At 64.6% G+C, this 21,212-nt stretch carries 21 protein-coding genes; 3 read left to right on the forward strand and 18 right to left on the reverse strand.

Features of this window, described 5'->3' with window-relative positions; all coding sequences use genetic code 11:
- The first annotated feature begins 201 nt into the window (after positions 1-201).
- Positions 202-897 carry an IS6 family transposase gene (locus AB4099_RS27855; protein ID WP_441480471.1) on the forward strand — a complete coding sequence of 232 codons (696 nt, stop codon included), beginning with the start codon at positions 202-204 and terminating at the stop codon, positions 895-897.
- Between the two features lie 477 nt (positions 898-1,374).
- Positions 1,375-1,677, forward strand: coding sequence for an SMC-Scp complex subunit ScpB (locus AB4099_RS27860; protein ID WP_441480472.1), 303 nt, complete (start codon positions 1,375-1,377; stop codon positions 1,675-1,677).
- A gap of 155 nt (positions 1,678-1,832) precedes the next feature.
- On the opposite strand, the gene AB4099_RS27865 is transcribed toward AB4099_RS27860, so the two are convergent.
- From AB4099_RS27865 to ehuR, 13 genes are all read right to left on the reverse strand, one after another.
- Positions 1,833-2,279: an RES family NAD+ phosphorylase gene (locus tag AB4099_RS27865; protein ID WP_441480473.1), complete on the reverse strand. Its 447-nt coding sequence runs from the start codon at positions 2,277-2,279 to the stop codon at positions 1,833-1,835.
- A 1-nt stretch (position 2,280) separates the two neighbouring features.
- Entirely contained in the window at positions 2,281-2,709 is a 429-nt protein-coding gene (gene parS, locus AB4099_RS27870; protein ID WP_441480474.1) for a type II RES/Xre toxin-antitoxin system antitoxin, read from the reverse strand.
- A 639-nt stretch (positions 2,710-3,348) separates the two neighbouring features.
- Positions 3,349-4,731 carry an aspartate aminotransferase family protein gene (locus AB4099_RS27875; protein ID WP_441480475.1) on the reverse strand — a complete coding sequence of 461 codons (1,383 nt, stop codon included), beginning with the start codon at positions 4,729-4,731 and terminating at the stop codon, positions 3,349-3,351.
- A 35-nt stretch (positions 4,732-4,766) separates the two neighbouring features.
- Positions 4,767-6,275 (reverse strand): NAD-dependent succinate-semialdehyde dehydrogenase, encoded by a 1,509-nt coding sequence (locus tag AB4099_RS27880; RefSeq protein WP_441480580.1) that lies wholly within the window; start codon positions 6,273-6,275, stop codon positions 4,767-4,769.
- 135 nt (positions 6,276-6,410) lie between these two features.
- Positions 6,411-7,190: an ectoine/hydroxyectoine ABC transporter ATP-binding protein EhuA gene (ehuA, locus tag AB4099_RS27885; RefSeq protein ID WP_441480476.1), complete on the reverse strand. Its 780-nt coding sequence runs from the start codon at positions 7,188-7,190 to the stop codon at positions 6,411-6,413.
- On the reverse strand, positions 7,187-7,879 hold the full coding sequence (gene ehuD, locus AB4099_RS27890) for an ectoine/hydroxyectoine ABC transporter permease subunit EhuD (protein WP_441480477.1): 693 nt from the start codon (positions 7,877-7,879) through the stop codon (positions 7,187-7,189). The genes ehuA and ehuD overlap by 4 nt, the downstream gene beginning before the upstream one ends.
- A 10-nt stretch (positions 7,880-7,889) precedes the next feature.
- Positions 7,890-8,555, reverse strand: a complete 666-nt coding sequence (ehuC, locus tag AB4099_RS27895; protein WP_441480478.1) for an ectoine/hydroxyectoine ABC transporter permease subunit EhuC — start codon at positions 8,553-8,555, stop codon at positions 7,890-7,892.
- A 79-nt stretch (positions 8,556-8,634) separates the two neighbouring features.
- Positions 8,635-9,486, reverse strand: coding sequence for an ectoine/hydroxyectoine ABC transporter substrate-binding protein EhuB (gene ehuB, locus AB4099_RS27900; protein WP_441480479.1), 852 nt, complete (start codon positions 9,484-9,486; stop codon positions 8,635-8,637).
- A gap of 105 nt (positions 9,487-9,591) precedes the next feature.
- On the reverse strand, positions 9,592-10,605 hold the full coding sequence (doeB, locus tag AB4099_RS27905) for a N(2)-acetyl-L-2,4-diaminobutanoate deacetylase DoeB (protein WP_441480480.1): 1,014 nt from the start codon (positions 10,603-10,605) through the stop codon (positions 9,592-9,594).
- Positions 10,606-10,609: 4 nt separating this feature from the next.
- Entirely contained in the window at positions 10,610-11,788 is a 1,179-nt protein-coding gene (gene doeA / locus AB4099_RS27910; protein WP_441480481.1) for an ectoine hydrolase DoeA, read from the reverse strand.
- On the reverse strand, positions 11,785-12,798 hold the full coding sequence (gene eutC / locus AB4099_RS27915; RefSeq protein WP_441480482.1) for an ectoine utilization protein EutC: 1,014 nt from the start codon (positions 12,796-12,798) through the stop codon (positions 11,785-11,787). The genes doeA and eutC overlap by 4 nt, the downstream gene beginning before the upstream one ends.
- Complete coding sequence (gene eutB, locus AB4099_RS27920) at positions 12,795-13,823, reverse strand: hydroxyectoine utilization dehydratase EutB (RefSeq protein WP_441480483.1); 1,029 nt, start codon at positions 13,821-13,823, stop codon at positions 12,795-12,797. The genes eutC and eutB overlap by 4 nt, the downstream gene beginning before the upstream one ends.
- A 134-nt stretch (positions 13,824-13,957) precedes the next feature.
- Positions 13,958-15,412 carry a MocR-like ectoine utilization transcription factor EhuR gene (gene ehuR / locus AB4099_RS27925; RefSeq protein ID WP_441480484.1) on the reverse strand — a complete coding sequence of 485 codons (1,455 nt, stop codon included), beginning with the start codon at positions 15,410-15,412 and terminating at the stop codon, positions 13,958-13,960.
- A gap of 60 nt (positions 15,413-15,472) precedes the next feature.
- On the opposite strand from ehuR, the gene AB4099_RS27930 reads away from it, so the two are divergent.
- Complete coding sequence (locus AB4099_RS27930; protein ID WP_441480485.1) at positions 15,473-15,934, forward strand: Lrp/AsnC family transcriptional regulator; 462 nt, start codon at positions 15,473-15,475, stop codon at positions 15,932-15,934.
- Positions 15,935-16,425: 491 nt separating this feature from the next.
- On the opposite strand, the gene AB4099_RS27935 is transcribed toward AB4099_RS27930, so the two are convergent.
- Genes AB4099_RS27935 through AB4099_RS27955 form a run of 5 tightly spaced genes read right to left on the reverse strand, consistent with a single transcriptional unit; the run spans position 16,426 to position 21,209 of the window.
- Complete coding sequence (locus AB4099_RS27935; protein ID WP_441480486.1) at positions 16,426-17,493, reverse strand: ABC transporter ATP-binding protein; 1,068 nt, start codon at positions 17,491-17,493, stop codon at positions 16,426-16,428.
- A gap of 17 nt (positions 17,494-17,510) precedes the next feature.
- Positions 17,511-18,296, reverse strand: a complete 786-nt coding sequence (locus AB4099_RS27940; RefSeq protein ID WP_441480487.1) for an ABC transporter permease — start codon at positions 18,294-18,296, stop codon at positions 17,511-17,513.
- Between the two features lies 1 nt (position 18,297).
- Complete coding sequence (locus AB4099_RS27945) at positions 18,298-19,173, reverse strand: ABC transporter permease (RefSeq protein WP_441480488.1); 876 nt, start codon at positions 19,171-19,173, stop codon at positions 18,298-18,300.
- Entirely contained in the window at positions 19,170-20,231 is a 1,062-nt protein-coding gene (locus AB4099_RS27950) for an ABC transporter substrate-binding protein (RefSeq protein WP_441480489.1), read from the reverse strand. The genes AB4099_RS27945 and AB4099_RS27950 overlap by 4 nt, the downstream gene beginning before the upstream one ends.
- Before the next feature lie 12 nt (positions 20,232-20,243).
- Positions 20,244-21,209 carry a dipeptidase gene (locus tag AB4099_RS27955; protein ID WP_441480490.1) on the reverse strand — a complete coding sequence of 322 codons (966 nt, stop codon included), beginning with the start codon at positions 21,207-21,209 and terminating at the stop codon, positions 20,244-20,246.
- Between the last annotated feature and the right edge of the window lie 3 nt (positions 21,210-21,212).

Here is a 21,212-nt window from a genome sequence, read left to right on the forward strand (position 1 = left end):
TGACGATCGAAAACGGGGCCTCCCCGGCCACGATCGCGGCGGTGCTGGGTGCGTTGAAGGCCGGCTCGTGATCGGCCCGACCGGCGCGGTCCGCGTCATGATCGCGACGAAGCCGGTCGACTTCCGCAAGGGCGCGGAGGGCTTGGCCGGGCATTGTCACGGGAATGGTGCGATCTGAGCCTGCTCCGGTAGGGTAGGGGCATGCAGCCGATTTCTTACGCCCGTCACCAGTTCCCGCCTGAGATCATCCGGTACGCCGTGTGGCTTTATCTGCGGTTCACCTTGAGCTACCGCGATGTCGAGGAACTGCTGGCGGAGCGCGGCCTCGACATCTCGTACGAGACGATCCGGCGATGGGTACTCAAATTTGGATGCAGCTATGCCCGCAACCTGCGCCGGCTCCGGCCCGCACCGGCAGACATCTGGCACCTGGACGAGATGGTGATCCGCATCCAGGGCCGGCGCCTGTATCTTTGGCGAGCCGTCGACAGCGAGGGCGAGATCCTCGACGTGCTGGTGCAATCCAGACGGGACAAGGGGGCCGCCCCGCGGCTGATGCGCAAACTGCTCAAAAAGCATGGCTTTGCCCCCAAAGTGCTGGTGACGGACAAATTGCGCTCCTACGCGGCCGCACGGCGAGACCTGGGGCTCTCGGGGCGCCACGAGCAGGGCCTGCGCCGAAACAATCGGGCGGAGAACTCACACCAGCTAATCCGACGACGTGAGCGCAAGATGCAGCGCTTCAAGTCGCCAATGTCGGCGCAGCGATTTCTCTCCGTTCATGCTGCCATCCATAATATCTTCAACCTCGAGCGCCATCTGATCTCCCGACCGACGCTGCGGCTCTTCCGAGCCGCGGCCGCGCAGCAGTGGCAAAACGCGACCACCGCCGCGTAAGTACAGCATTGCACAGAGCGAAATCCGGCTCGTCGAGTTTCCCGTGACAATGCCGCCAAAGATGCGCGAGGCTCGTCCACGGGCGAGCGCCCCGCGCTGCCCGCAAGAGCACGCCAGAGCCTCGCCTCGCGCCGCCTGAACATGCGTTTGGTGAGATGATCAGTGGACCGCCCTAACGAGAGGTCGACGCCCACGGGCGCTCCGGCAATTGGCGCAGGTGGTCGGTCGCGACTGTGCGATCGATCTGATCATTGCCGACATCCGCGAGGAGCTGCGCGGCCGCCCCTATGACCTGGTCGCAGTCGCCGGGGGCTGGCAGCACCGGTCGCGCGGCGCTTTTGGGCCGGCGATCCGGGCGCTGTCCGGAGCGCCGCAACCAACCGCCGGCTTGTCGCCGACTGAGATGCTGTTTCCGTCCGGATCGCTTATCTGCAGCCGATCACACGCAGCGAGCTCGGCAAAGTCTTTGGCAAGGAGATGAGCCGCGACAGCGTTGCGGCGCTAAAACGCGCCGGCGTGATTACGGCCGGACCGCGCAGGCCGGAGCCGGGGGCGGCCTATACCTATGTCACGACCGACAGATTCCTGTCGGTGTTCGGTCTCGCCAGCCTGCGCGACCTGCCGGATCTCGAAAAGCTCGAGGATGCCGGCCTGCTGACCAAGGACTCGCTCCTGGCTGAAGAGATCCCGACGAGCGGCGCCGACGACGGGGAGGGCGACGCGGAACGTGACGGCGTCGCCAATGATCGGGGCGCGACGGACGGAATTGAGCCAGCATGATGAGCCGAGCCAGCGAAGAGGCTTTTCATCGATGAGTTCAACCAGGCGCGCGGGCTCGGCCGATGAGTCTTTCAATGAGATGAAGAAGTGGATCGAGCAGCCCGTGCCTCAACCAGCCAGATGGGTGATCTGTCCCGCCGATCGGCAGGTTCTCCTCACGGAGGCATGTATGTGAGGGGGAGCCAGAGCCGCCTGTCGAAATCAAATGGTTTTGTGCTTTGGATGCTGATGCTCGCGGCTCCGGGGTGCGCCGGGTTGATCAGCAAGTTGAAGCTGTTTGGCACCACAAAGGATGGAACTTTAAGGATCGGGGTTTCCATTGTGGCGAGCCAGCGGTCACCGACAGTTGCCGGTGCTTCAATTGGGTCCAAAATCTCTTTGATTACAGCTGAGCCTGACTCGATTTCCATGAGGACGTAATCGTCTGGGATCAGGTCAGGCTCGAGGTCGAGATGTACTCTTACCTCAAGAACTGCGAGTGCCGGGTTTTCGGCCGTATACAGCAGGGGGCGTCCGGGAGTGTTCCACCGTCCGCCGTAGATCCGAGCCCCCTCGCCGTTCAAATCGGCGAACGGTAAACGGCAAACACGCCAGACTTTCATATCAGGCGGCGATGCCGTGGCCGATGCGGCCGAGCAGCGCCTCGACCTGGTCTGCTCCCTCCGAGGTGTCGAGGAGATCGATGGGCTTTTCGCCGCTGAGTGCGGTTGTTGGTCGGCGCAGCCACTTGGCTGCCTTCTGCTGAGATCCGAACGTTTCCTCAGCTTCGGCAAGGACGCGCGCAGCCCGGATCAGGCGGTCAGATTGTTCGGATGTCAGGGTGCCAATCTTGCGCCGGTGGCTGAGGGTTTTGCGAGGAATGACAACCAGGTCAATTTCGGCGAGGGACATGCGGCCACTGCTGATGACGTACTCCACGGTCTGGACCGGGAAGCCTCGCCGAACTGCGCTAATGAGATCGCGGCTGCTATTGATGGGGGCGCCGATTAGGTCGCGCCCACCAACGACTTCGAGTGCGGTAACTGTGGTCATGGCCGATCTCCCTGGCGATATGCCTTAGATATAGGGGCATATCGCCATAGCTACAAGTGGCACGGTCGCCAAGCCGCCGGATCAGGGTCGCGCCCTCGGCGTTCTCGTCGATGCCCAGCATCGCCTTCCCCTCGCGGCCCGGTTCGGCTCGGGCGACCCAAGACGATGAGGCCACCCAGGCAGAGCACGGGCCCGGTACAAGCCAGCTTTCTCAGGAACGCGCCGCCGCCCGCGCGCCGTGGTCTCGCCCTCCCGATCCTCGAAGGTGCGGCGAAAATCCAGCTCCTGCGCGTCCGTCGCCAGCGCGTCGACAACCGGCTCGCGCCAGCAACATCCGTTCGCCACCTGTGGTCAGCTCCATGCATGTCACGCTGGAGATCCTGCGCGCAAACGCGCTTCATGGCCGGGGAGGGGGCCGCCCGTTGATCCTCGAACGCCGGGAACAGGCGCTGATCGGTCGACGGGCGGAGCGGACAAGGCACTGCTGACCAGCGCCAGCGGGTCAGCCCGTTTGCACACAACCTTGGTCGCAACCGACCGCCGTTTCACGGGCAATCAATGTCCGCTCCCGGGCGAGGGCCCAACGTCCCTAACTGGCGCAACAGCGCCAACGCGACTAGGTTCATGGGATCATTGGCGCTAAAGCACTGCCGCCACGGCGCGCCGGGTCGCGTCGACGATCTGGTCGACCTCCTGCCTTGTGAGGCATAGCGGTGGTGCGAAGCCCAGGATATCGCCTTGCGGCATGGCGCGGGCGATGACGCCCTGTTCCAGCAGGGCGGCGGCAATGCGCGGGCCGACCTTTTCAGAGGTAGCGAAGAAGACGCGGTCATCCCTGTCGCGGACGAACTCGACCGCCGCCAGCAGGCCCTCGCCACGGACCTCGCCGACATGGCGATGGCCGCCAACGGCATCCTGCAGCGTCGCATTGAAATAGGCGCCGACTTCGCCGGCATTGCGCACGAGATCGAGTTCGTCGACCAGTTCGAGATTGGCGACGCCCGCAGCAGCGCAAAGCGGGTGCGAGGAATAGGTCCAGCCATGGCCGATCGGGCCGTATTCATCCGAGCCCTGCTCCAGCACCCGCCAGAGCTTCTCCGATATGATGACGCCCGAGAGCGGCGCATAGGCCGAGGTCAGCCCTTTGGCGATGGTGATGAGGTCGGGCTCGATGCCGTAATGGTCCGAGCCGAACATGCTGCCCAGTCTCCCGAAGCCGGTGACGACCTCGTCCGCGATCAGTAGGACATCGTGCTTCTTCAGCACCGCCTGGATCTTCGCCCAGTAGCCGGCGGGCGGCGGCACGATGCCACCCGTGCCGAGCACCGGCTCGCCGATGAAAGCGGCGATCGTCTCCGGTCCCTCGGCCTGGATCAGCTCCTCGAGCTTGTCGGCGCAATGCTGCGAGAACTGCTCCTCGCTGAGGCTGCGGTCCTCGCGGCGGTAGTAATACGGCGCTTCGGTGTGGAGGATCGGGGCCCTGGGCAGGTCGAAGAGAGTGTGGAAGGCGGCAAGGCCGGTGAGGCTCCCGGTCATCACGCCCGAGCCGTGATAGCCGCGCCAGCGCGATATGATCTTCTTCTTCTCCGGCCGCTTCAGGACGTTGTTGTAGTACCAGACCAGCTTGAGGTTGGTCTCGTTGGCGTCCGAGCCAGACAGCCCGAAGAAGACGCGGCTCATGCCCTTGGGCGCGCGCTCGATCACCATCTTGGCGAGCTTGATCGAGGGCTCGGAGCCGTGGCCGACATACGCGTGGTAATAGGGCAGCTTCGCCGCCTGCTCGGCGATCGCATCGGTGATCGACTTTCGGCCATAACCGACATTGACGCAATAGAGGCCGGCGAACGCGTCGAGGCTCGTTTTGCCCTCGCGGTCGACGATATAGACGCCCTCGCCACCGGCGATGATGCGGTTCGGGGCCTCACCACGGGCATGCTGGCCCATATGGGTCGAGGGATGGAAGACGTGGTCGCGGTCCCAGGCGTCCAGTTCGTTGCTGGTGCGGGCGTGATGGTCGAGCATCGCAGGAATCCTTCGTGGAAACGGCAAGCGGCGCCTCAGTTCAGATCGAGGCAGACATATTTGAAGTCGGTGAAGGCCTCGAGGCCGTGGCGCGAGCCTTCGCGACCAAAGCCGGATTGCTTCATCCCGCCGAAGGGGATCGGCGCGCCGGTGATCTTGACCCGGTTGACCGCCACCATGCCGTATTCGAGCGCCCTGGCCATGCGTGCGGCCCGCGCACCGTCACACGTCACGAGATAGGCGACGAGGCCGTATTCGGTATCGTTGGCACGGGCGATGACCTCGTCCTCGCTGCCGAACGGGGCGATGGCCGCCACTGGGGCAAAGGTCTCCTCGCGCATGATCAGCGCCTCGTCGGGCACGTCGGCGAGGGCGGTCGGCGCCAGGAAGAGCGGGCCCGGCATGGCGCGCTCCGGCGTCAGCCGCCGCGCGCCGCGCGCCAAAGCGTCGGCGATCTGGGCTTCGGCTTTGCGTTTGGCAGCCGCGTGCATCAACGGGCCGATCTCGACCTCGCGCTCCAGGCCGGACCCGACCCGCAGCGCCGAGACCTTGTCGGCGAAGGCAGCGCAGAAGCGCTCATAGAGACCACGCTGCACATAGATCCGGTTGGCGGCGAGGCAGTCCTGGCCGGACGTCGCGAACTTGGCATCGATGGCGATCGCAACAGCCCGGTCGAGATCGGCATCGTCGAAGACGATCAGCGGCGCATGGCCGCCGAGCTCCATGACCACGCGCTTGACGGTTGCCGCAGCGTTGCGGGCGACGATCCGGCCGATCTCGGTCGAGCCGGTGAAGCTGACGGCACGCACGCGAGCATCGGCGCAAAGGGTTTCTGCGATCGGCGCGGCGTCGCCGGTAACGATGTTGAAGACGCCAGCCGGCAGCCCGGCGCGGTCGGCGACCTCCGCCAGTGCCAGTGCCGACAGTGGCGTGTGCGACGAGGGATGAGCGACGACGGTGCAGCCGGCGGCGAGGGCTGCCGCGGCCTTGCGCGTCAGCATGGCGGACGGGAAGTTCCACGGGGTGAGCAAGGCTGCAACACCAACCGGCTCGCGCGACAGCGACATCTGCGCACCCGGCAAATGGCTGGTCACGCTCTCGACATTCACGCGCAGCGCTTCCTCCGCGTAATAGGTGATGAAGTCGGCGGCGTAGGCGATCTCGCCGCGCGCTTCCGCCAGCGGCTTGCCCTGTTCAAGCGTCATTAGAAGCGCGAGATCCTCGGCAGCCGCAAACATCGCGGCATGCCAGCGCCGCAGCAGTGCTGCGCGCGCCTGCGGCAGCAGCGCTTTCCAGGTCGGGAAGGCAGCATGCGCCGCCTCGATTGCCTGCGTCGCTTCAGCCGCTCCGAGCGCTGCGACCTGCGCGACGAGGGCGCCCGTCGCGGGGTCGCTCACCGGGAAGGTCTTGCCGTCGCGAGCAGCGGTCCAGCGCCCGTCGATATAGGCGAGCTGCCGTAGCAGGCGACGATCGGCGAGGCGCGACAGTCCGGGATGCTCCGCAGGCTTGGCGATTGCAGTTTCCCGCCTTGCCGTGCTCGTCATTGCGTTCATGATCATCCTCCCTCGGTTGACGACGAGGTTAGGTGAAGGACTGGCGAGACTGTCTTCGAAGTCTCGGTTTCGCGCCGAAAAAGTCTCGGAAGTTCAGGCCGGCGCCGATAGAGTGTCGGCGCCGGCTCAGCCCAGCACCGAGGCCAGGAATTCGCGTGTGCGAGGCTGCTCGGGCGCGCTGAAGATGCGCTCCGGCTCCCCCTGTTCGCAGATGCGCCCCTTGTCGAAGAAGCAGACCCTATCGGAGACCTCGCGAGCGAAGCGCATTTCGTGAGTGACCAGCAGCATGGTGAGGTCGTGTTCGCTGGCGAGGCCGCGGATGACGGAGAGAACCTCTCCGACGAGTTGCGGGTCGAGTGCCGAGGTCGGCTCGTCGAAGAGCAGCACACGGGGACGCATGGCCAGCGCGCGGGCAATGGCGACGCGCTGCTGCTGGCCGCCGGAGAGCTGTGCAGGATAATGGTCCTTCTTGTCGGCGAGCCCGACCATGGCGAGCAGGTCGACGGCCCGGCATTCGGCCTCGCCGCGCGGCAGGCCGAGCACGCGCACTGGCGCTTCGACGACATTGCGCAGAACGGTCATATGCGGGAACAGGTTGAAGCTCTGGAAGACCATACCGACATGGCTGCGGATCTGGCGCAGATGCCCGTCCGACGCCTTGAATGGTCCGCCGGCTTTCGGCTCGTGATAGGGCATGCCTGCAAGCGTCAGCCGGCCCTCCTGGAACGGCTCCAGCGTCATCAGGATGCGCAGCACCGTCGATTTGCCCGAGCCCGACGGGCCGATCAGCGTGACCTTCTCCCCACGGGCGACGCTGAAGTTGAAGTCGTCGAGCACGGTCAATGCTCCGAAGCGCTTGGTGACGCCGGCGAACTCGATGATGGGCGCCTGAGAGGTCTCGGTCATCGCAGCGGGATCCCTGCTTTCGGCAGCGCCTTGTGCAGCCGGTGCAGGCCGGCCGAGCAGATCAGCGTGAGGAGGAGGAAGATCAGGCCGACCAGGGTCAGCGGCACCAGATATTCGAAGGTGCGCTCGCCGATCATGTTGGCGAGCCCCATCATCTCAAGCACGGTGACGACAGAGAGCACCGGCGTCTCCTTGATCATCGCGACGAGATAGTTGCCCATCGCCGGCAGGATGCGCGGCACGATCTGCGGCACGACGATGTCGCGATAGGTCTGCAGCCGGGAGAGGTTCAACGCGGTCGCCGCCTCCCATTGCCCGCGCGGCACGGCCTCGATACCGCCGCGGTAGACCTCGGAGGTATAGGCCGAATACTGCAACCCGAGCGCGATCGCCCCGGTGAGGAAGGCCGGGAGCGTGACGCCATAGTCCGGGAGCACGTAGTAGAGGAAGAAGAGTTGCACCAAGAGCGGCGTGTCGCGCAGGAACTCGACGACGATGGCCGTCGTCCAGGACACGGCCACAAAACGGCTGCGGCGCAGCAGCGCGAAGACAAGGCCGAGCACCAGCGCGATCGCAAAGCCTGCAGCAGCCGCCTGCAGCGTCACCGTCAGGCCGATCAGGATAATCGGCAGGATCGAGGACCCGTAGGTGAGCGGCGTCGTCGTATCCCATTCGAAGCCGTACATCATGCCATCAGCCTCACGAATGGGCCGCGCGCGGGAAGGCGGCGCCGCGCCGGACCAGCCGTTCGATCAGCCGCATGATCAACATCAGCACCAGCGACATCGCGAAGTAGCCGACGAGCGTCAGGCTGTAGACGCCGGCGCTATCGAGGGTGAGGTTGCGGATCGATTGCGCCCGGAAGGTCAGGTCAGCGATCGAGATCAGCGACACCAGCGAGGATAGTTTCAGGGTCTCGATGGCGAGATTGCCGAAGGCCGGCATCATCTCGACCAGCCCCTGCGGCAAGGTGATGTGAAGAAGCGTCTGGGTGCGGCCGAAATTCAGCGCCCGCGCCGCTTCGTGCTGCTGGACGGAGACCGATTGAAGCGCGCCGCGGACGATCTCGGAGCCATAGGCGCCGACATGTAGCGAGAGCACGAGGATACCGGTGGCGACCGGCTCAAAGCTTATCCCTAAGAGCGGCAGGGCGTAGTAGAACCAGAACAGCTGGACGAACAGCGAGGTGCCGCGGAAGAGCTCGGTGTAGCAAAGGGCAATCGTCGCCAGCACGCGCCCGCCCTCGACGCGGGCGATGCCGGCCGCAAAGGCGGCGACAGCGCCGATCGCGATCGCCGACAAGGTGATCCCGGCAGTGACGAGGGCGCCGCGCGACAATGCGGGCAGATAGGACAGCCACTCCATCCAGTAGGCTCCGCGAAATCGTTTAACAGGTGTGGAGCTCCACCCGCCATCGGGGCGGGCGGAACGATGTCAGCTAGCCTTACTTGCCGGCGCAGAGGTCCTCGACCTTGCGCTCCGCCGCAGCCTTGATGCTGGCTTCCGACAGCCCGTAAGTGCCGAGGATCTTCTTGTAATCGTCAGTCTTGCGGAACTCGACCAAGGCGGCGTTGAAGGCGTCGCGCAGCTCCTTGTCTTCGGACCGGAATGCGAAGCCGCCGAAATTGCGGACCGGCTTGCCGTTGACCACAGGGTCGCTGAAGGGCGCGACCTGCTCGACATTGGCCTGGCCCTTGGCGAGCGAGGCGACGGTGAGTTCGGTCGCGGCATAGGCGTCGGCGCGGCTCTGTACGGTGGCGAGCGCGTCGGCATTGGCGGTGATGAAGATCACCTGGCTGTCCTTGACGCCGACGGCGCGCAGGAAGTCGATATTGTTCGCCCCGGACACGACCGCGACCTTCAGCGACGGATCCTTGGCGATATCGGCATAGGTCGTCAGTTTCTTCGGGTTGCCCTTCTTCACCAGCAAACCCTCGCCATAGGAGGAGTTCGGCTCGGTAAAGGAGACCTGCTTGCACCGCTCCGGCGAGATGTTCTGCTCGGCGGCGACGAAATCGAAGCGCTTGGCCTTGAGGCCGGGGATCAGAGTGCCGAACGGCGTGACGGACCAGTTGGCCTCCGCGACACCGAGCTTCTTCAGCACGGCATTGGCGACGTCGGGGCCGATACCGGCCGAGGTACCGTCATCCTTCATGTAGGAATAGGGCAGCTCGTTGGCGGTCGCGACGCGGATATAGCCCTGGTCCTTGACGTCCTTGAGGCTGGTGGCGCCAGCCGCGGACAGGGCGATGGCGAGAGCCATGGCGGAGATTCCGGCAATCTTCAGAAACGGCATCTGCATTCTCCTCTGGTTGATGTTTCTCCGCATGCCGATTGCTTCGGCTTCTCTGGCGTCTTCGCGCCGGCGGCTTGGCTTGGGCCGGTCGCCCGGCCGAACGGGTCAGGGTGCCTCCCGCAGCGCGGCGAGGACGCAAAGGCAGTCGCCCGCCTTGATCAGCCCGGGGATGTGACGGGCGGCGAGGATGCCATCCATGGCAGCCTGGTACTCGGCCGGGGCGAGCCCGGTTTTTCCAACGGGATGAACCCGGGCGATCACTTCGCCGGCCCGCACGGCTTCGCCGAGATCGTGCTGGAAGACGATCAGCCCGTCATCCTGCGCGAAGGTGAAGCAGTCGTCGGAGGGCATGTCGAGCCAGCGGGTCGGCGCCGTCTCGGGCGCTCCTGCGAGGATGCCGGCATGCCTGAGCAGGTTCCCGGCACCGCGCCGGGCGATGCCGGTGCTGCGGGCAGTTGCCGTCCCGGCGCCGCCGAGCTCGGTCGTAACGAAGACCTTGCCCATCTCCTCGACCGTGGTGTCAAGCATGCCGACGGCGTCGATCTCCAGCATCTTCATCGAGTACGGCGCAGAGAAGGCGGCAACCGCCGCAAAGCAGCGCGCCTCCTGCGCCTTGTCCGGCAGCTCATGAGCCGCCGCATAGGGCAGGAAGTCGAGCGTCTTTCCGCCCGAATGGAAGTCGAGCACGATATCGGCGAGCGGCACGAGATGGCGCGTGACATAGTCGGCGATCTTCTCGGTGACACTGCCATCCGGGCGGCCCGGAAAACTGCGGTTGAGATTGCCCTTGTCGATCGGCGAGGTCCGCGTCCCCGCGCGGAAGGCGGGGTAGTTCAGCGCCGGCAGGATGATGACCCGGCCCGAAATTGTCGCCGGGTCGAGCGTGCACGCCAGCTCGAACAGTGCCGCCGGGCCCTCATATTCGTCGCCATGGTTCGCGCCGGTCAAAAGCGCGGTCGGCCCCTCCCCGCTCGCGACGACGCAGATCGGGATCATCACCGAGCCCCAGGCGCTGTCATCGCGGCTATAGGGCAGACGCAGATGGCCGTGCTGAACGCCCTTCGCCGATAGATCGATCGTAGGCGTCACTGGCGAGGGACGGGGCGAGGCGATCGACATGCCCTTACCCCTTGACGAAGAGCTGGCGTGGCACGTTCGACAGGCACTCGACGCCGGTCTGCGTGATCGCGATGCTCTCCGTGATCTCGAGCCCCATGTCCTCGAGCCAGAGGCCGGTCATGAAGTGGAAGGTCATGCCGGGCTTGAGCTCGGTCCGGTCGCCGGGCCTGAGGCTCATGGTGCGCTCGCCCCAATCGGGTGGATAGGACAGACCGATCGGGTAGCCGGTGCGGTTGTCCTTGATGATGCCGTACCGCTTCAGCACCGCGAAGAATGCGTTGGCGATGTCCTCGCAGGTGTTGCCGGGTTTCGCTGCGGCGAGGCCGGCTTCCATGCCTTCGAGCGTCGCCTTCTCGGCGTCGAGGAAAGCCTGTGTCGGCTTGCCCAGGAAGACGGTGCGCGACAGTGGGCAGTGGTAACGCTTATGGGCGCCGGCGATCTCGAAGAAAGTGCCTTCGCCTGATCGCATCGGCTTGTCGTCCCAAGTCAGGTGCGGAGCTGAGGCGTCGGCGCCCGAAGGCAGCAGCGGCACGATCGCCGGATAGTCGCCGCCGAACTCGGCCGTGCCGCGGATGCCGGCATCGTAGATCTCGGCGACGAGGTCGCATTTGCGCATGCCGGGCTCGACGACCTCGACGATGCGCTGGTGCATCAGCTCGACGATGCGGCCGGCCTTGCGCATGTAGTCGAGCTCAGTCTTGCTCTTGACCGCGCGCTGCCAGTTCACCAGCCCGCCGGCATCCTTGAAACGGGCATTCGGCAGGTGCGTGCGCAGCGAGGCGAACGCCGCCGCCGAGAAGTAGTAATTGTCCATCTCGACCGCGATAGGAAGCCTGTCCCAGCCGCGCTCGGCAATGATCTGCGCGAGCAGATCCATCGGGTGGCGCTCGGTCGATTGAACGTAGTGGTCGGGATAGCCGATGATGTTGTCGTGGGCGAGATAGGCGGTGCGCTTCGCGCCATTCGCGTCCTGCTTGCGGCCATACCAGATTGGCTCGCCCGTCGGCGGCACGAGCACGCATTGGTGGACGTAGAACGACCAGCCGTCATAGCCGGTGAGCCAATGCATGTTGGACGGGTCGGTGACAATCATCAGCTCGACGCCAGCCCGCTCCATGGCGGCGCGGGCCTTGGCGAGGCGCTCGGCATATTCCTCGCGGGTGAAATTCAGGGTCACGGTCACGCGGCGTCTCCCGCTTCGGCTTTGGTGTCGATGGTCTGCCCAACGCCGACATCGCGGGCGCGGGCGGCGGCAAGATTGGCGATCGCGGTGTCCTGCACGCCCGTGCCGGTCAGGTCCGCGAAGGTGATCTCGTCGGTACGCGACCGGCCGGGACGCTTGCCGGCGATGACCTCGCCGAGCTCGGCGAAGCTCTGGTCGCTCGTAGCCAGACCGGCGCGGATCGCAGATGCGAGCTCGCCGAGGCGCCGAGTCTGGCTGAGGCGATCGGCAACATAGGTCGCGCGGGCGAAGATGACCGGATCGATCTCGTTCTTGTGCTCGCTGTCGGAGCCCATCGCGGTGATATGCTGGCCGGGCTCGAGCCAGTCTGCCAGCAGGATCGGCTGTGGCGCCGGCGTCGTGGTGACGATGACATCGGCACCGCGCGCGGCGGCCTGAGGATCAGCCACGGCGGTGACGGAAAAGCCGAGCTTCCGGGAGAGGTCCGTCGCGGCCTCACCGGCTTTGCACGGATCACGTGCCCAGATCCGCGCCTCGCGGATCGGCCGCACCAGCGCCAGCGCTTCGAGTTGGAACCGCGCCTGCATTCCGGCACCGAAGATCGCGGCGACCGCAGCATCGGGCCGAGCAAGATGACGCGCCGCGACGGCTCCGGCGGCGGCCGTCCTCACATCGGTGAGATAGCCATTGTCCAGAAGCAGCGCCTCGACGAGGCCGGTGCGGGCGCTGAACAGGATCATCAGCCCATTGAGGCTGGGCAGGCCGAGCTTGGGATTGTCGAAGAAACCGGGGCTGACCTTGATCGCGAAACCGTCGAGGCCCGGCACATAGGCCGTCTTCACATCAACCTCGCCGCGATGCTCGGGAATGTCGAGCCGCAGGATCGGCGGCATGGCGACGGGCTTGGTGGCGAGCGCTGCGAAGGCTTCCTCGACACAAGCGACCGCGCTCGCATCGAGCCTGACGACGCGGCGCAATTCCGCCTCGGTGAGGACGAGCATACGGCTCATGCGGTGGCTCCCGAGACGATGCGCCGGTGCGCGGCTTCATCGATATTGCGGCCGGAGACGATGAGCGCCGCCGGGCCTGGCGGGCTGACCTTGCCGGCGAGCAGGGCGGCGATGCCGACCGCCCCGGCCCCCTCGACAACCTCGCCCTCCTCGCGTGCGGCGTGACGGATGCCGGCTGCGATCTCCGCTTCGCTCAGCAGCACGACCTCGTCGATGAGATCGCGGCACAGGGCGAAGGTGACCCGATTGGCGAGGCCGATGCCGCCGCCGAGTGAATCCGCCAGCGTTTCCTCCTCGGCCATCTCGACCGGCCGGCCCGCCACGATCGCCGCGGCCATGGCGGCGCCGCGCTCCATCGAGATGCCGACGATCCTTACGGAAGGCCGCAGCGCCTTGACTGCCACCGCGACGCCGGCTGCGAGCCCGCCGCCCGAGAGCGGGACCAGTGCGCAGGCGAGCGAGGGCAGATCCTCGATCAGTTCGAGCCCGATCGTGCCCTGGCCGGCAACGACGTCAGGATCGTCGAAGGGCGGGATCGGGGTGAACCCGTGCTCGGCGACCAGACGCTCGACTTCGACCTGCGCATCGTCCTGAGAATGGCCAATAATGCGGATCTCGGCGCCGAGCGAGCGGATCGCCTCGACCTTGTTCGTCGGCACCAGCGTCGACATGCAGATCGTGGCGGCAACGCCGAGCTCCCGGGCAGCGTAGGCGACCGCGCGGCCATGATTGCCGGTGGACGCGGTCACGAGCCCGCGCCGGCACTGATCTTCGTCCAAAGCCAGCACCGCGTTCATCGCGCCGCGAAGCTTGAAGGCGCCGATCGGCTGGCGGGTTTCGAGCTTTAGATGGACGGGCTGGCCGCACAGGCGGCTCAGGAAGGCCGAGGCGACGAGCGGCGTGCGCGCCACCCGGCCGGCGATACGCGCCGCTGCGGCTTCGATGTCGGGCAAGGCCAGGGAGGCCGGCGGAGCGGCCGGCCGATCTGCTTCGGCAGTGGCAAGATGCGGTTTAATCACCTTCATTTCCCTCTCGCTTGTCATGCTGCGAGGGAGAAAATTTCATGTCAATTATTATATTGTAATGATTCAATCATAACGGGAGCAGCCCGCACGCGGCAATGACGCGAAGAAGACCGTGCCGTTTGCGGCCGCAGCTCTCAGCCGATCGCGCCGATATCGAAGACCGGCGGAAGCTGCTCGAAAGTCTGGCGTACACTCGTCAGCGTCCGGGTCAGCAGCTCATGGCTCATGCGCCCACCAAGGCAGATGCGGATGCCGCCGCCATGGCCGACGCCGGCCACGAAGGGATCGGACGGCGTCACCGCCACGCGCCGGTCGGCGAGCGAGCGCACCAGGCTGTCTTCGGTCCAATGCGTGGGCACCTTGAGCCAGGCGCAGAGCGAGAGCGGATGGCTCGAGGCGACGTGGCTCCCGAGTGTCTCCGTCACGATGTGCTGGCGCGCCTTGGCCTCCTCGCGCTGGACGGCAAGCAGCCTTTCCGCCGTACCGTCCTCGACCCAGCGCGTCGCGATCTCGGCTGGCAGATAGGTGCCGCTCCAGCTCGTCACGCGCAGGATCGAGGCAGCGCGGATCGAGTATTGCGGCGGCACGACCAGATAGCCGACGCGCAGGCCGGTCAGCACCGTCTTGGTGAAGCTGGTGAGGAAAAAACCGAGATCCGGCAGCATCGCTGTGATCGACGGGAGCGGCTCGGGTATGAGCGGCTTGTAGACCTCGTCCTCGACGACGAAGACGCCGTGGCGCTGCGCGATCTCGGCAATGGCGCGGCGGCGCTCGGGGCCAGCGACATGGCTCGTCGGATTGTTCAGCGTCGGGATGAGGACCAGCGCACGCACACCGCCAGCACGGCACGCTGCCTCGACCGCATCGGGGCGAACGCCTTCCTCATCGGTCGGCAGGCCCCTGAGGCTGAAACCGAGAACATTGGCGAGGCCGATGACGCCGTGATCGGTCAGGTTCTCGGTCAGCACGAGGTCGCCGGCGCGGACCACGCAGGCGAGAGCCAGGAAGAGCGCGTGCGCGGCACCGTTCGTGATCAGGATGCGCTCGGCTGATGTCTCCACGCCGAGCGGCCCGAGCCAAAGCCGCGCCGCTTCGCGATGGCGGTCGAGGCCCGCGATCGGCCGGCACGGCCGCATGAAGGCGCTGGTGTCGCCCTCGGCCAACGCGGCCAGCACCTGGCGCGAGGCCGCCTCATGCGCATCGAGATATACCCCGCGCACGATCGAGAGGTCGACGATCTGCGTCGGGCTGCGGTCGAGCATCAGCCGCCCTGCCTGCTCGGTGACACGGCTCTTCACGAAGGTCCCGCGCCCGACCTCGCCGCTGAGATAGCCGAGTCGCTCGGCCTCCTTGTAGCTGAGGCTGACGGTCTGGACGGAGATGCCGAGCTCGCGGGCGAGGTCGCGATGGGTTGGCATCCGGTCCATCGGCTTCAGAACGCCGGCGCTTATGTCGCCGATGATGCGCTCGGTCAGCGCGGCATGCTTGGTCGCCCCCCTCTGCTTCGTCAGGACCGGGTGCCATTCGACGGCCTTCTCCACAACCGGAGAAAGCCTGTTGCCGGAAGGCCGCGCGGCTTGACGGAACATGGGATTGTCTCGTTCTTAGGAGTCAGAATTCATGACATTATGCACGTGCGGTCACCGAAGATGAAGCTCGATCCCATCGATCTCAAGATCGTCGCAGCCCTGCAGCGTGACGGCCGCATGACCAAGCTCAAACTCGCCGAAACGGTCGCGCTGTCGCCGGCGGCCTGCTGGGAGCGGTTGCGCCGGATGGAAGAGGCCGGCGTGATCAAGGGCTATACCGCCATCGTCGATCTCGGGGTGGAGGCGCCGCGCACCACGGTGATCGTCGAGATCAGCCTGAAGAGCCATCAGCAGGCGGATTTCCGTCGCTTCGAGGAGGCGGTGGCGAGGGAACCGGCCATCGTCGCTTGCGATGCCACCGGCGGAGGCATCGACTACATCATGCGCGTGGTCGTGCCAGACATTGACAGCTATCAGCGTCTGATCGACAGGCTGCTCGACCCCGCGATCGGGATCGAGCGATACTACACCTTTGTCGTGACCAAGAGCATCCCGCTCGTCGAAGCGCATTCACGTGCATAGCAGCACGGCCAAGGATCCAACGAATATCCGCTTCCGTCAGAAGCGACAAATAGTCACTTCTCTTTCCCTTTGCCTTCAGTTCGCAAATCAAATGGCGCATAAATGTTCCGGGCGATCTCTCAATGACCGGAATTAGCGCGATCCGGACCAATGCATTGGTACAGGCGAAGTTCAGCCTGGAGCCGGAGATCGATCCCTGCGGTATTTTACCCGACACACGCGTAGCTAAATCAACGAAGCTGCGATCGATCCTCGAGCGCTCCCCTCGATCTTGGCTTTGTTGGCAGATCAAATGCCAGACGACGAAGGCCTCATATCCCGGTTCTCCATCAGCAAAAACCCTCTGGCAGCAGGCAGTGCCGAGGTGTCCGCGCCAACTTGCTCGCGCACGACAGGCATGAGCACAGCTGCATCCTCTCTCATCCCTAAAAATCGCAGATCATCCGATCCTGAGCCGAGCTACACGGTGCTACATAGCAATCGTTGCGGCGTCAGTGCTCGATCACATGGATGCGGGTGGGGGCCCATTCTATGTCGCATTCATCGCCCCGACGCAGGTCCGGCATTTCCATGCTGGGGACCCGGATCCGCAGTTCCTGGCCGGCCTTGCGCCCGAGGACAAGGACGCTATCGCCATAGTTCACTATCTCCGCGATGGTGATTGAATTTCGCAACGGCGATAGTTCCGCACGTTCGGAGCTGAGCCGGATTGTTTCAGGGCGGACGAGTATGCTGACGTCTTTGCCAGGCGTAACGTGCTCGGCGCTGGTCGCGATCGGGCCGATGCCGGCAACATCGACGAGGCCACTTTCGCGTGTCTTACCCGAGAGTAGATTGCTATCCCCGACGAAGGAGGCGACGAAGCGCGTCTTCGGCGTGAAGTAAACCTCGCTCGGCGTTCCGATCTGCTCAATGCGACCCCGGTTGAACACAGCGATGCGGTCCGACATGGCCATTGCCTCGGTCTGATCGTGGGTCACGTAGACCATCGTGACGCCAAGCTCGCGGTGGATGCGCTTCAACTCCATCTGCATTTGTTCCCGCAAAGTCTTGTCAAGCGCTCCCAGGGGCTCGTCGAGAAGAACGAGGTCAGGCTGGAAGACGAGGGCGCGCGCTAATGCAACGCGCTGCTGCTGGCCGCCGGAAAGCTCGGCCGGGGCCCGGCCAGCATATTCGGCGAGGCCGACCATGGCGAGCGCGGCCGTAACCTTGGCTTGCGCCGGCACTTTGGCGACGCCACGCATGCGCAAGGGAAAGCCGACATTCTGCGCCGCGTTCATATGAGGAAACAGAGCGTAATTTTGGAATACCATCCCGATATTGCGGTCGTAGGGCTCGACTGCATCGATCTGGCGCCCGGCGATGCTGATCTCGCCTCGCGTCGGTCGCGCAAATCCCGCGATCATCATCAGCGTTGTCGTCTTGCCGGAACCGGAGGGGCCAAGGAAGGAGATGAACTCACCAGGCGCGACATCGAGGTCGATGGCCTCGACCGCATTTTGCCCTGGCAGATAGCTCTTGGTCACCGATTTCAGCGACAGCGAACGGGCGGTTTCCATCGGAAGGCTCCAGCGTCTCAGGAGTGCGCAGGCCGTTGCTTACGCACGAGCCGGGCGGCGAACTGCGCACCGAGCGCGGCCAGAACGGCAGCCAGCAGCAGCGAGGATGCGGCGGAAATGGCGGGGTCGGCTTCCATCTGGAAGCTGTTGAACATCTGGCGAGGCAAGGTCGCGCTGTCGCGACCGGAGATGAAGATCGCGATCACTGCCTCGTCGAAGGAATGGATGAAGGCAAACAGCGCAGCCACGAAGAAGGCCGGGCGCAAGATCGGAAACGTCACCAACCGGAAGGTCGTCAGCGGCCGGGCGCCCAGATTCGCCGCGGCGTTCTCAAGCCGGCGATCGAAATTGACCAGCGCCGAGGTCAAGGTCAACACCACGACCGGGATCGACAGACAGGCATGGGCGAGGATCACGCCGGTCATGCTCTGGACCAGCCCGAGCGAACCGAAATAGCTATAATAGCCCAGTGCCATTACGATATGCGGCACAATCAACGGCATCATCACGATGAGCCGGAACAGCCCCCGGAGGCGAAACCGATAGCGCACTAGCGCGAAGGAAGCGGGAGCGCCGAGCAGCATCGCCAAAACCATGGTGCCGAGCCCGATCAGGAAGCTATTCAAGACCGGACCGGTCCAGTTGGGATCGGAAAAGAAGCGCCGATAGTAGCCGAGCCAGTAGCCAGGCGGCGGAAACTCAAGTGATGGCGCGGTGCTGAAGGACATAGGCACGACGATGAACATCGGCCCGGCTAGCAGGATCGCGACGGCCACCGCGATGATCACCGTGGAGCGCGACATCTCACCTCCACATCTTTTCGATGCCGAACAGGCGATCATAGACCACGAAGAGCGCCACCGCCGCGGCGAGCAGGACCATCGAGGTTGCTGAAGCCGCGCCGAATTCGAGAAGCTGCTCGATTTGCTGGCCGATGCGGCCGGCGATCATCTTGTCCTGCGGGCTGCCAATCAGCGTCGGCGTTACATAGAAGCCGAGGCAGGTAATGAAGACGAGCGTCGCACCATTGAGGACGCCGGGCAGGCTTTGCGGCAGATAAACCGTCAGGAATGCCTTGAGCGGCCGGGCGCCGAGGCTGGCTGCCGCACGCATATAGACCTCGTCGATGCGCTTCATGACGGCATACAGCGCCAGGACCATGAACGGTACCAACATATGAGCCATGGCGAAGGTCGCAGCAAAAGTGGTGAAGAGCAGACGCGGCGGCGGGGTGACGCCAAGCGCGACCAGGAGTCCGACAACAGGCCCGCGCGCGCCCAGGATCACCATCCAGGCATAGGTTCGCACAAGAAAACTCGTCCAGAAGCTCAGCGCCACGATGCCAAGTAGGAAGGAGCCGAGTGCGCCACCCTTTCGGGCCGCGACGTAAGCCACGGGATAAGCGAAGACGAGGCTGGTGATCGTGACGATCAGTGCCGTTTGGAAGGTGCGCATGAGGACGTTGAGATCGTATTTCGAGGCGAAGAACTCAGCGTAGTTGTCGAAGCCGACCGTCGGTTCGCTCACGCTCATCCAGACGACGAGGCCCAGCGGTGCGAGGAAGAACACTGCCAGGAACAGGGTCGCCGGCGCATAGAGCAGGAAGGGCGGCCGGAACAGGGCTTTGCCCCATCCAGCCGCGCTCCAGGCGCGGCCTTGCGCAGGGGGTGATAGGGTCAAGTCGAGAGCCATTGTTCGAAGCGCTTGGCCATTGTGTCGAGCTGGGGCAGTAGCTTCTCGGCATCGAGGATGACGGATTTCGGCAGGTTCTCGGGGGAGGTCGGCATATGGCTGATGACCTCGGGCGACAGGTATTTGAACGAAGCGGGGTTCATCGGGCCGTAATTGTTCTTCTGCGCGAACTGCGCGAGCCGCTCTGGCCCCACGGCAAACTCGATGAAACGCCAAGCGTTCTTCGCCCTCGGAGAACCGCGCGCTACCACCCAGGTCGCGACATCGATCACGGCCTGGTCGAAGACGAGTTCGATTGGCTGCTTCTGGTCGACCATCGTCTGCGCGCTGGTGTTCCACATCCCGATCAATTCGACCTCGCCATCGCGCAGCAATTGTTGGGATTGCGGGCTCTGGCTCCACCAGACGCGGACATCCTTCTTGATCCTGTCGAGCGACTTGAAGGCGCGGTCGAGATCATAGGGAAACAGTTTCGCAGGCTCGACGCCATCAGCCATTAATGCGAAGGCGAGCACGCGTGCGGGATAGTTCTGCAGGCTGCGCGAACCCGGAAATTTGGTCGTGTCCCAGAAATCCGCCCAGTTCCTCGGGCCGCCGTGGGGTATTCTATCGCGGCGGTAGGCGATGATGTTGGCGAAGGCATGGGAGTTGATGCCGTTCAGTGTCACCGCGCCGGGCCAGAGCGACGAAGCCGGAATCTTGCTCTCGTCATAGGTGTCGATCAGCTTGGCGTGATTGGCGCGGCCGAGTTCAGCGACGCCGAGCGTCGTCACGTCGAATTCATAGATACCAGTCCGCGTTTGCGCCGCGAGCTTGGCGAAGGAGACCGGCGCGATCGTGCGGATCTCGATTCCGGTCTCCGCCGTGAACGGGTTGAAGAGTATCGCGCGCGCTGCTTCTTCCCAGGGACCGCCCCAGGTGTTGATATAGAGGGTCTCGGCGGCGCGGGCTTTCCGGATGAAGGGCATCGCGACGACGCCGCTCCCAAACATCGATAGCAGGGCGCGGCGCGTGGTCCGCGGTGGAGCCAGTACTGTCCTAGCCATGGTGCTGTCCTCTCAACCGATCGTTGCGCGATAGAGGCGAAGCCAGTTGCCGGAGGTGATCTTCTCGACTTCGGCTGCGTGGAAACCGACCCGCGCCAGCGCTGGCCCGACATCGGACAGGCCGCTGATCCTTTTGAGCCAGGCCGGCTTCGCACTGGGGCCGGGCTTGGCCGCCGAGGCGGCGCCGTACTGCACAGAGCGGGTCCAGCGGCCCGAGCGCATCCAGTCGAGGTAGACCTGATTGGAATGGTGGCTAAAGTCGGTGCCGAGGCCGACGTGGTCGATACCGGCAATCTCGACGGTCTGCGCCACCATCTGGGCCCAGGCATCGACGCTGTCGCAGGCCGGCTCCGGCGTTATGTTGCGATAGGCTGCGCAGCCGATAACGCCGCCCTTTTCAGCTAGTGCCTTGATGATTGCATCCGTCTTGTTGCGCTTGTGCGGGAAGACGGAGGCCGGGTTGGCATGGGTGATCGAGACCGGCTTCTGCGACCATTCGATCGTATCGAGCGTGGTCCGGTCGCCGACATGTGAGAGATCAATCAGCATGCCGCACTGGTTCATCTCCCGCACAACCTCGCGGCCAAAGCGTGCAAGGCCAGGATCGACCGTCTCGTAGCAGCTAGAGCCGAGTTCGTTCTGGTTGTTGTAGGTCAGCTGCAAGACCTTGACGCCGAGATCGGCGAAGAGCTCGACATAACGGATCCGGCCATCGAGCAAATTGGTGTTCTGGTAACCCAGCAACATCGCAACCTTGCCATCGCGTTCGGCCGCGAGAATGTCGTCCGTCTTCCGCACGATCGTCATCAGATCAGCATTGGCGCGCTCGAGATCGCGCCATTTCGCGACAGAATCAAAGGACTCGATCGCGCCCTCCCAAAAGCCGAGCGTCGGTGTGACGCAACTGAACCCGCCGGCCTTGAGATCTTCGAATACGCCGCGGTCAAAGAAACCACATTGCAAACCGTCTATCAGCATCGG

The sequence above is a fragment of the Allobosea sp. 2KB_26 genome, assembly GCF_052115715.1.
GTDB lineage: Bacteria > Pseudomonadota > Alphaproteobacteria > Rhizobiales > Beijerinckiaceae > Allobosea.

What these genes read in the sequence shown, in the direction of transcription:
- parS (WP_441480474.1), bottom strand. Translation starts at nt 2,709, where the DNA reads ATGACCACAGTTACCGCACTCGAAGTCGTTGGTGGGCGCGACCTAATC.
- eutB (WP_441480483.1), bottom strand. Translation starts at nt 13,823, where the DNA reads ATGAAGGTGATTAAACCGCATCTTGCCACTGCCGAAGCAGATCGGCCG.
- AB4099_RS27880 (WP_441480580.1), bottom strand. Translation starts at nt 6,275, where the DNA reads ATGACGAGCACGGCAAGGCGGGAAACTGCAATCGCCAAGCCTGCGGAG.
- AB4099_RS27935 (WP_441480486.1), bottom strand. Translation starts at nt 17,493, where the DNA reads ATGGAAACCGCCCGTTCGCTGTCGCTGAAATCGGTGACCAAGAGCTAT.
- ehuC (WP_441480478.1), bottom strand. Translation starts at nt 8,555, where the DNA reads ATGGAGTGGCTGTCCTATCTGCCCGCATTGTCGCGCGGCGCCCTCGTC.
- ehuD (WP_441480477.1), bottom strand. Translation starts at nt 7,879, where the DNA reads ATGATGTACGGCTTCGAATGGGATACGACGACGCCGCTCACCTACGGG.
- AB4099_RS27930 (WP_441480485.1), top strand. Translation starts at nt 15,473, where the DNA reads ATGAAGCTCGATCCCATCGATCTCAAGATCGTCGCAGCCCTGCAGCGT.
- AB4099_RS27875 (WP_441480475.1), bottom strand. Translation starts at nt 4,731, where the DNA reads ATGCTCGACCATCACGCCCGCACCAGCAACGAACTGGACGCCTGGGAC.
- AB4099_RS27955 (WP_441480490.1), bottom strand. Translation starts at nt 21,209, where the DNA reads ATGCTGATAGACGGTTTGCAATGTGGTTTCTTTGACCGCGGCGTATTC.
- eutC (WP_441480482.1), bottom strand. Translation starts at nt 12,798, where the DNA reads ATGAGCCGTATGCTCGTCCTCACCGAGGCGGAATTGCGCCGCGTCGTC.
- AB4099_RS27860 (WP_441480472.1), top strand. Translation starts at nt 1,375, where the DNA reads ATGAGCCGCGACAGCGTTGCGGCGCTAAAACGCGCCGGCGTGATTACG.
- AB4099_RS27950 (WP_441480489.1), bottom strand. Translation starts at nt 20,231, where the DNA reads ATGGCTAGGACAGTACTGGCTCCACCGCGGACCACGCGCCGCGCCCTG.
- doeB (WP_441480480.1), bottom strand. Translation starts at nt 10,605, where the DNA reads ATGTCGATCGCCTCGCCCCGTCCCTCGCCAGTGACGCCTACGATCGAT.
- ehuA (WP_441480476.1), bottom strand. Translation starts at nt 7,190, where the DNA reads ATGACCGAGACCTCTCAGGCGCCCATCATCGAGTTCGCCGGCGTCACC.
- AB4099_RS27940 (WP_441480487.1), bottom strand. Translation starts at nt 18,296, where the DNA reads ATGTCGCGCTCCACGGTGATCATCGCGGTGGCCGTCGCGATCCTGCTA.
- ehuR (WP_441480484.1), bottom strand. Translation starts at nt 15,412, where the DNA reads ATGTTCCGTCAAGCCGCGCGGCCTTCCGGCAACAGGCTTTCTCCGGTT.
- AB4099_RS27855 (WP_441480471.1), top strand. Translation starts at nt 202, where the DNA reads ATGCAGCCGATTTCTTACGCCCGTCACCAGTTCCCGCCTGAGATCATC.
- ehuB (WP_441480479.1), bottom strand. Translation starts at nt 9,486, where the DNA reads ATGCCGTTTCTGAAGATTGCCGGAATCTCCGCCATGGCTCTCGCCATC.
- AB4099_RS27865 (WP_441480473.1), bottom strand. Translation starts at nt 2,279, where the DNA reads ATGAAAGTCTGGCGTGTTTGCCGTTTACCGTTCGCCGATTTGAACGGC.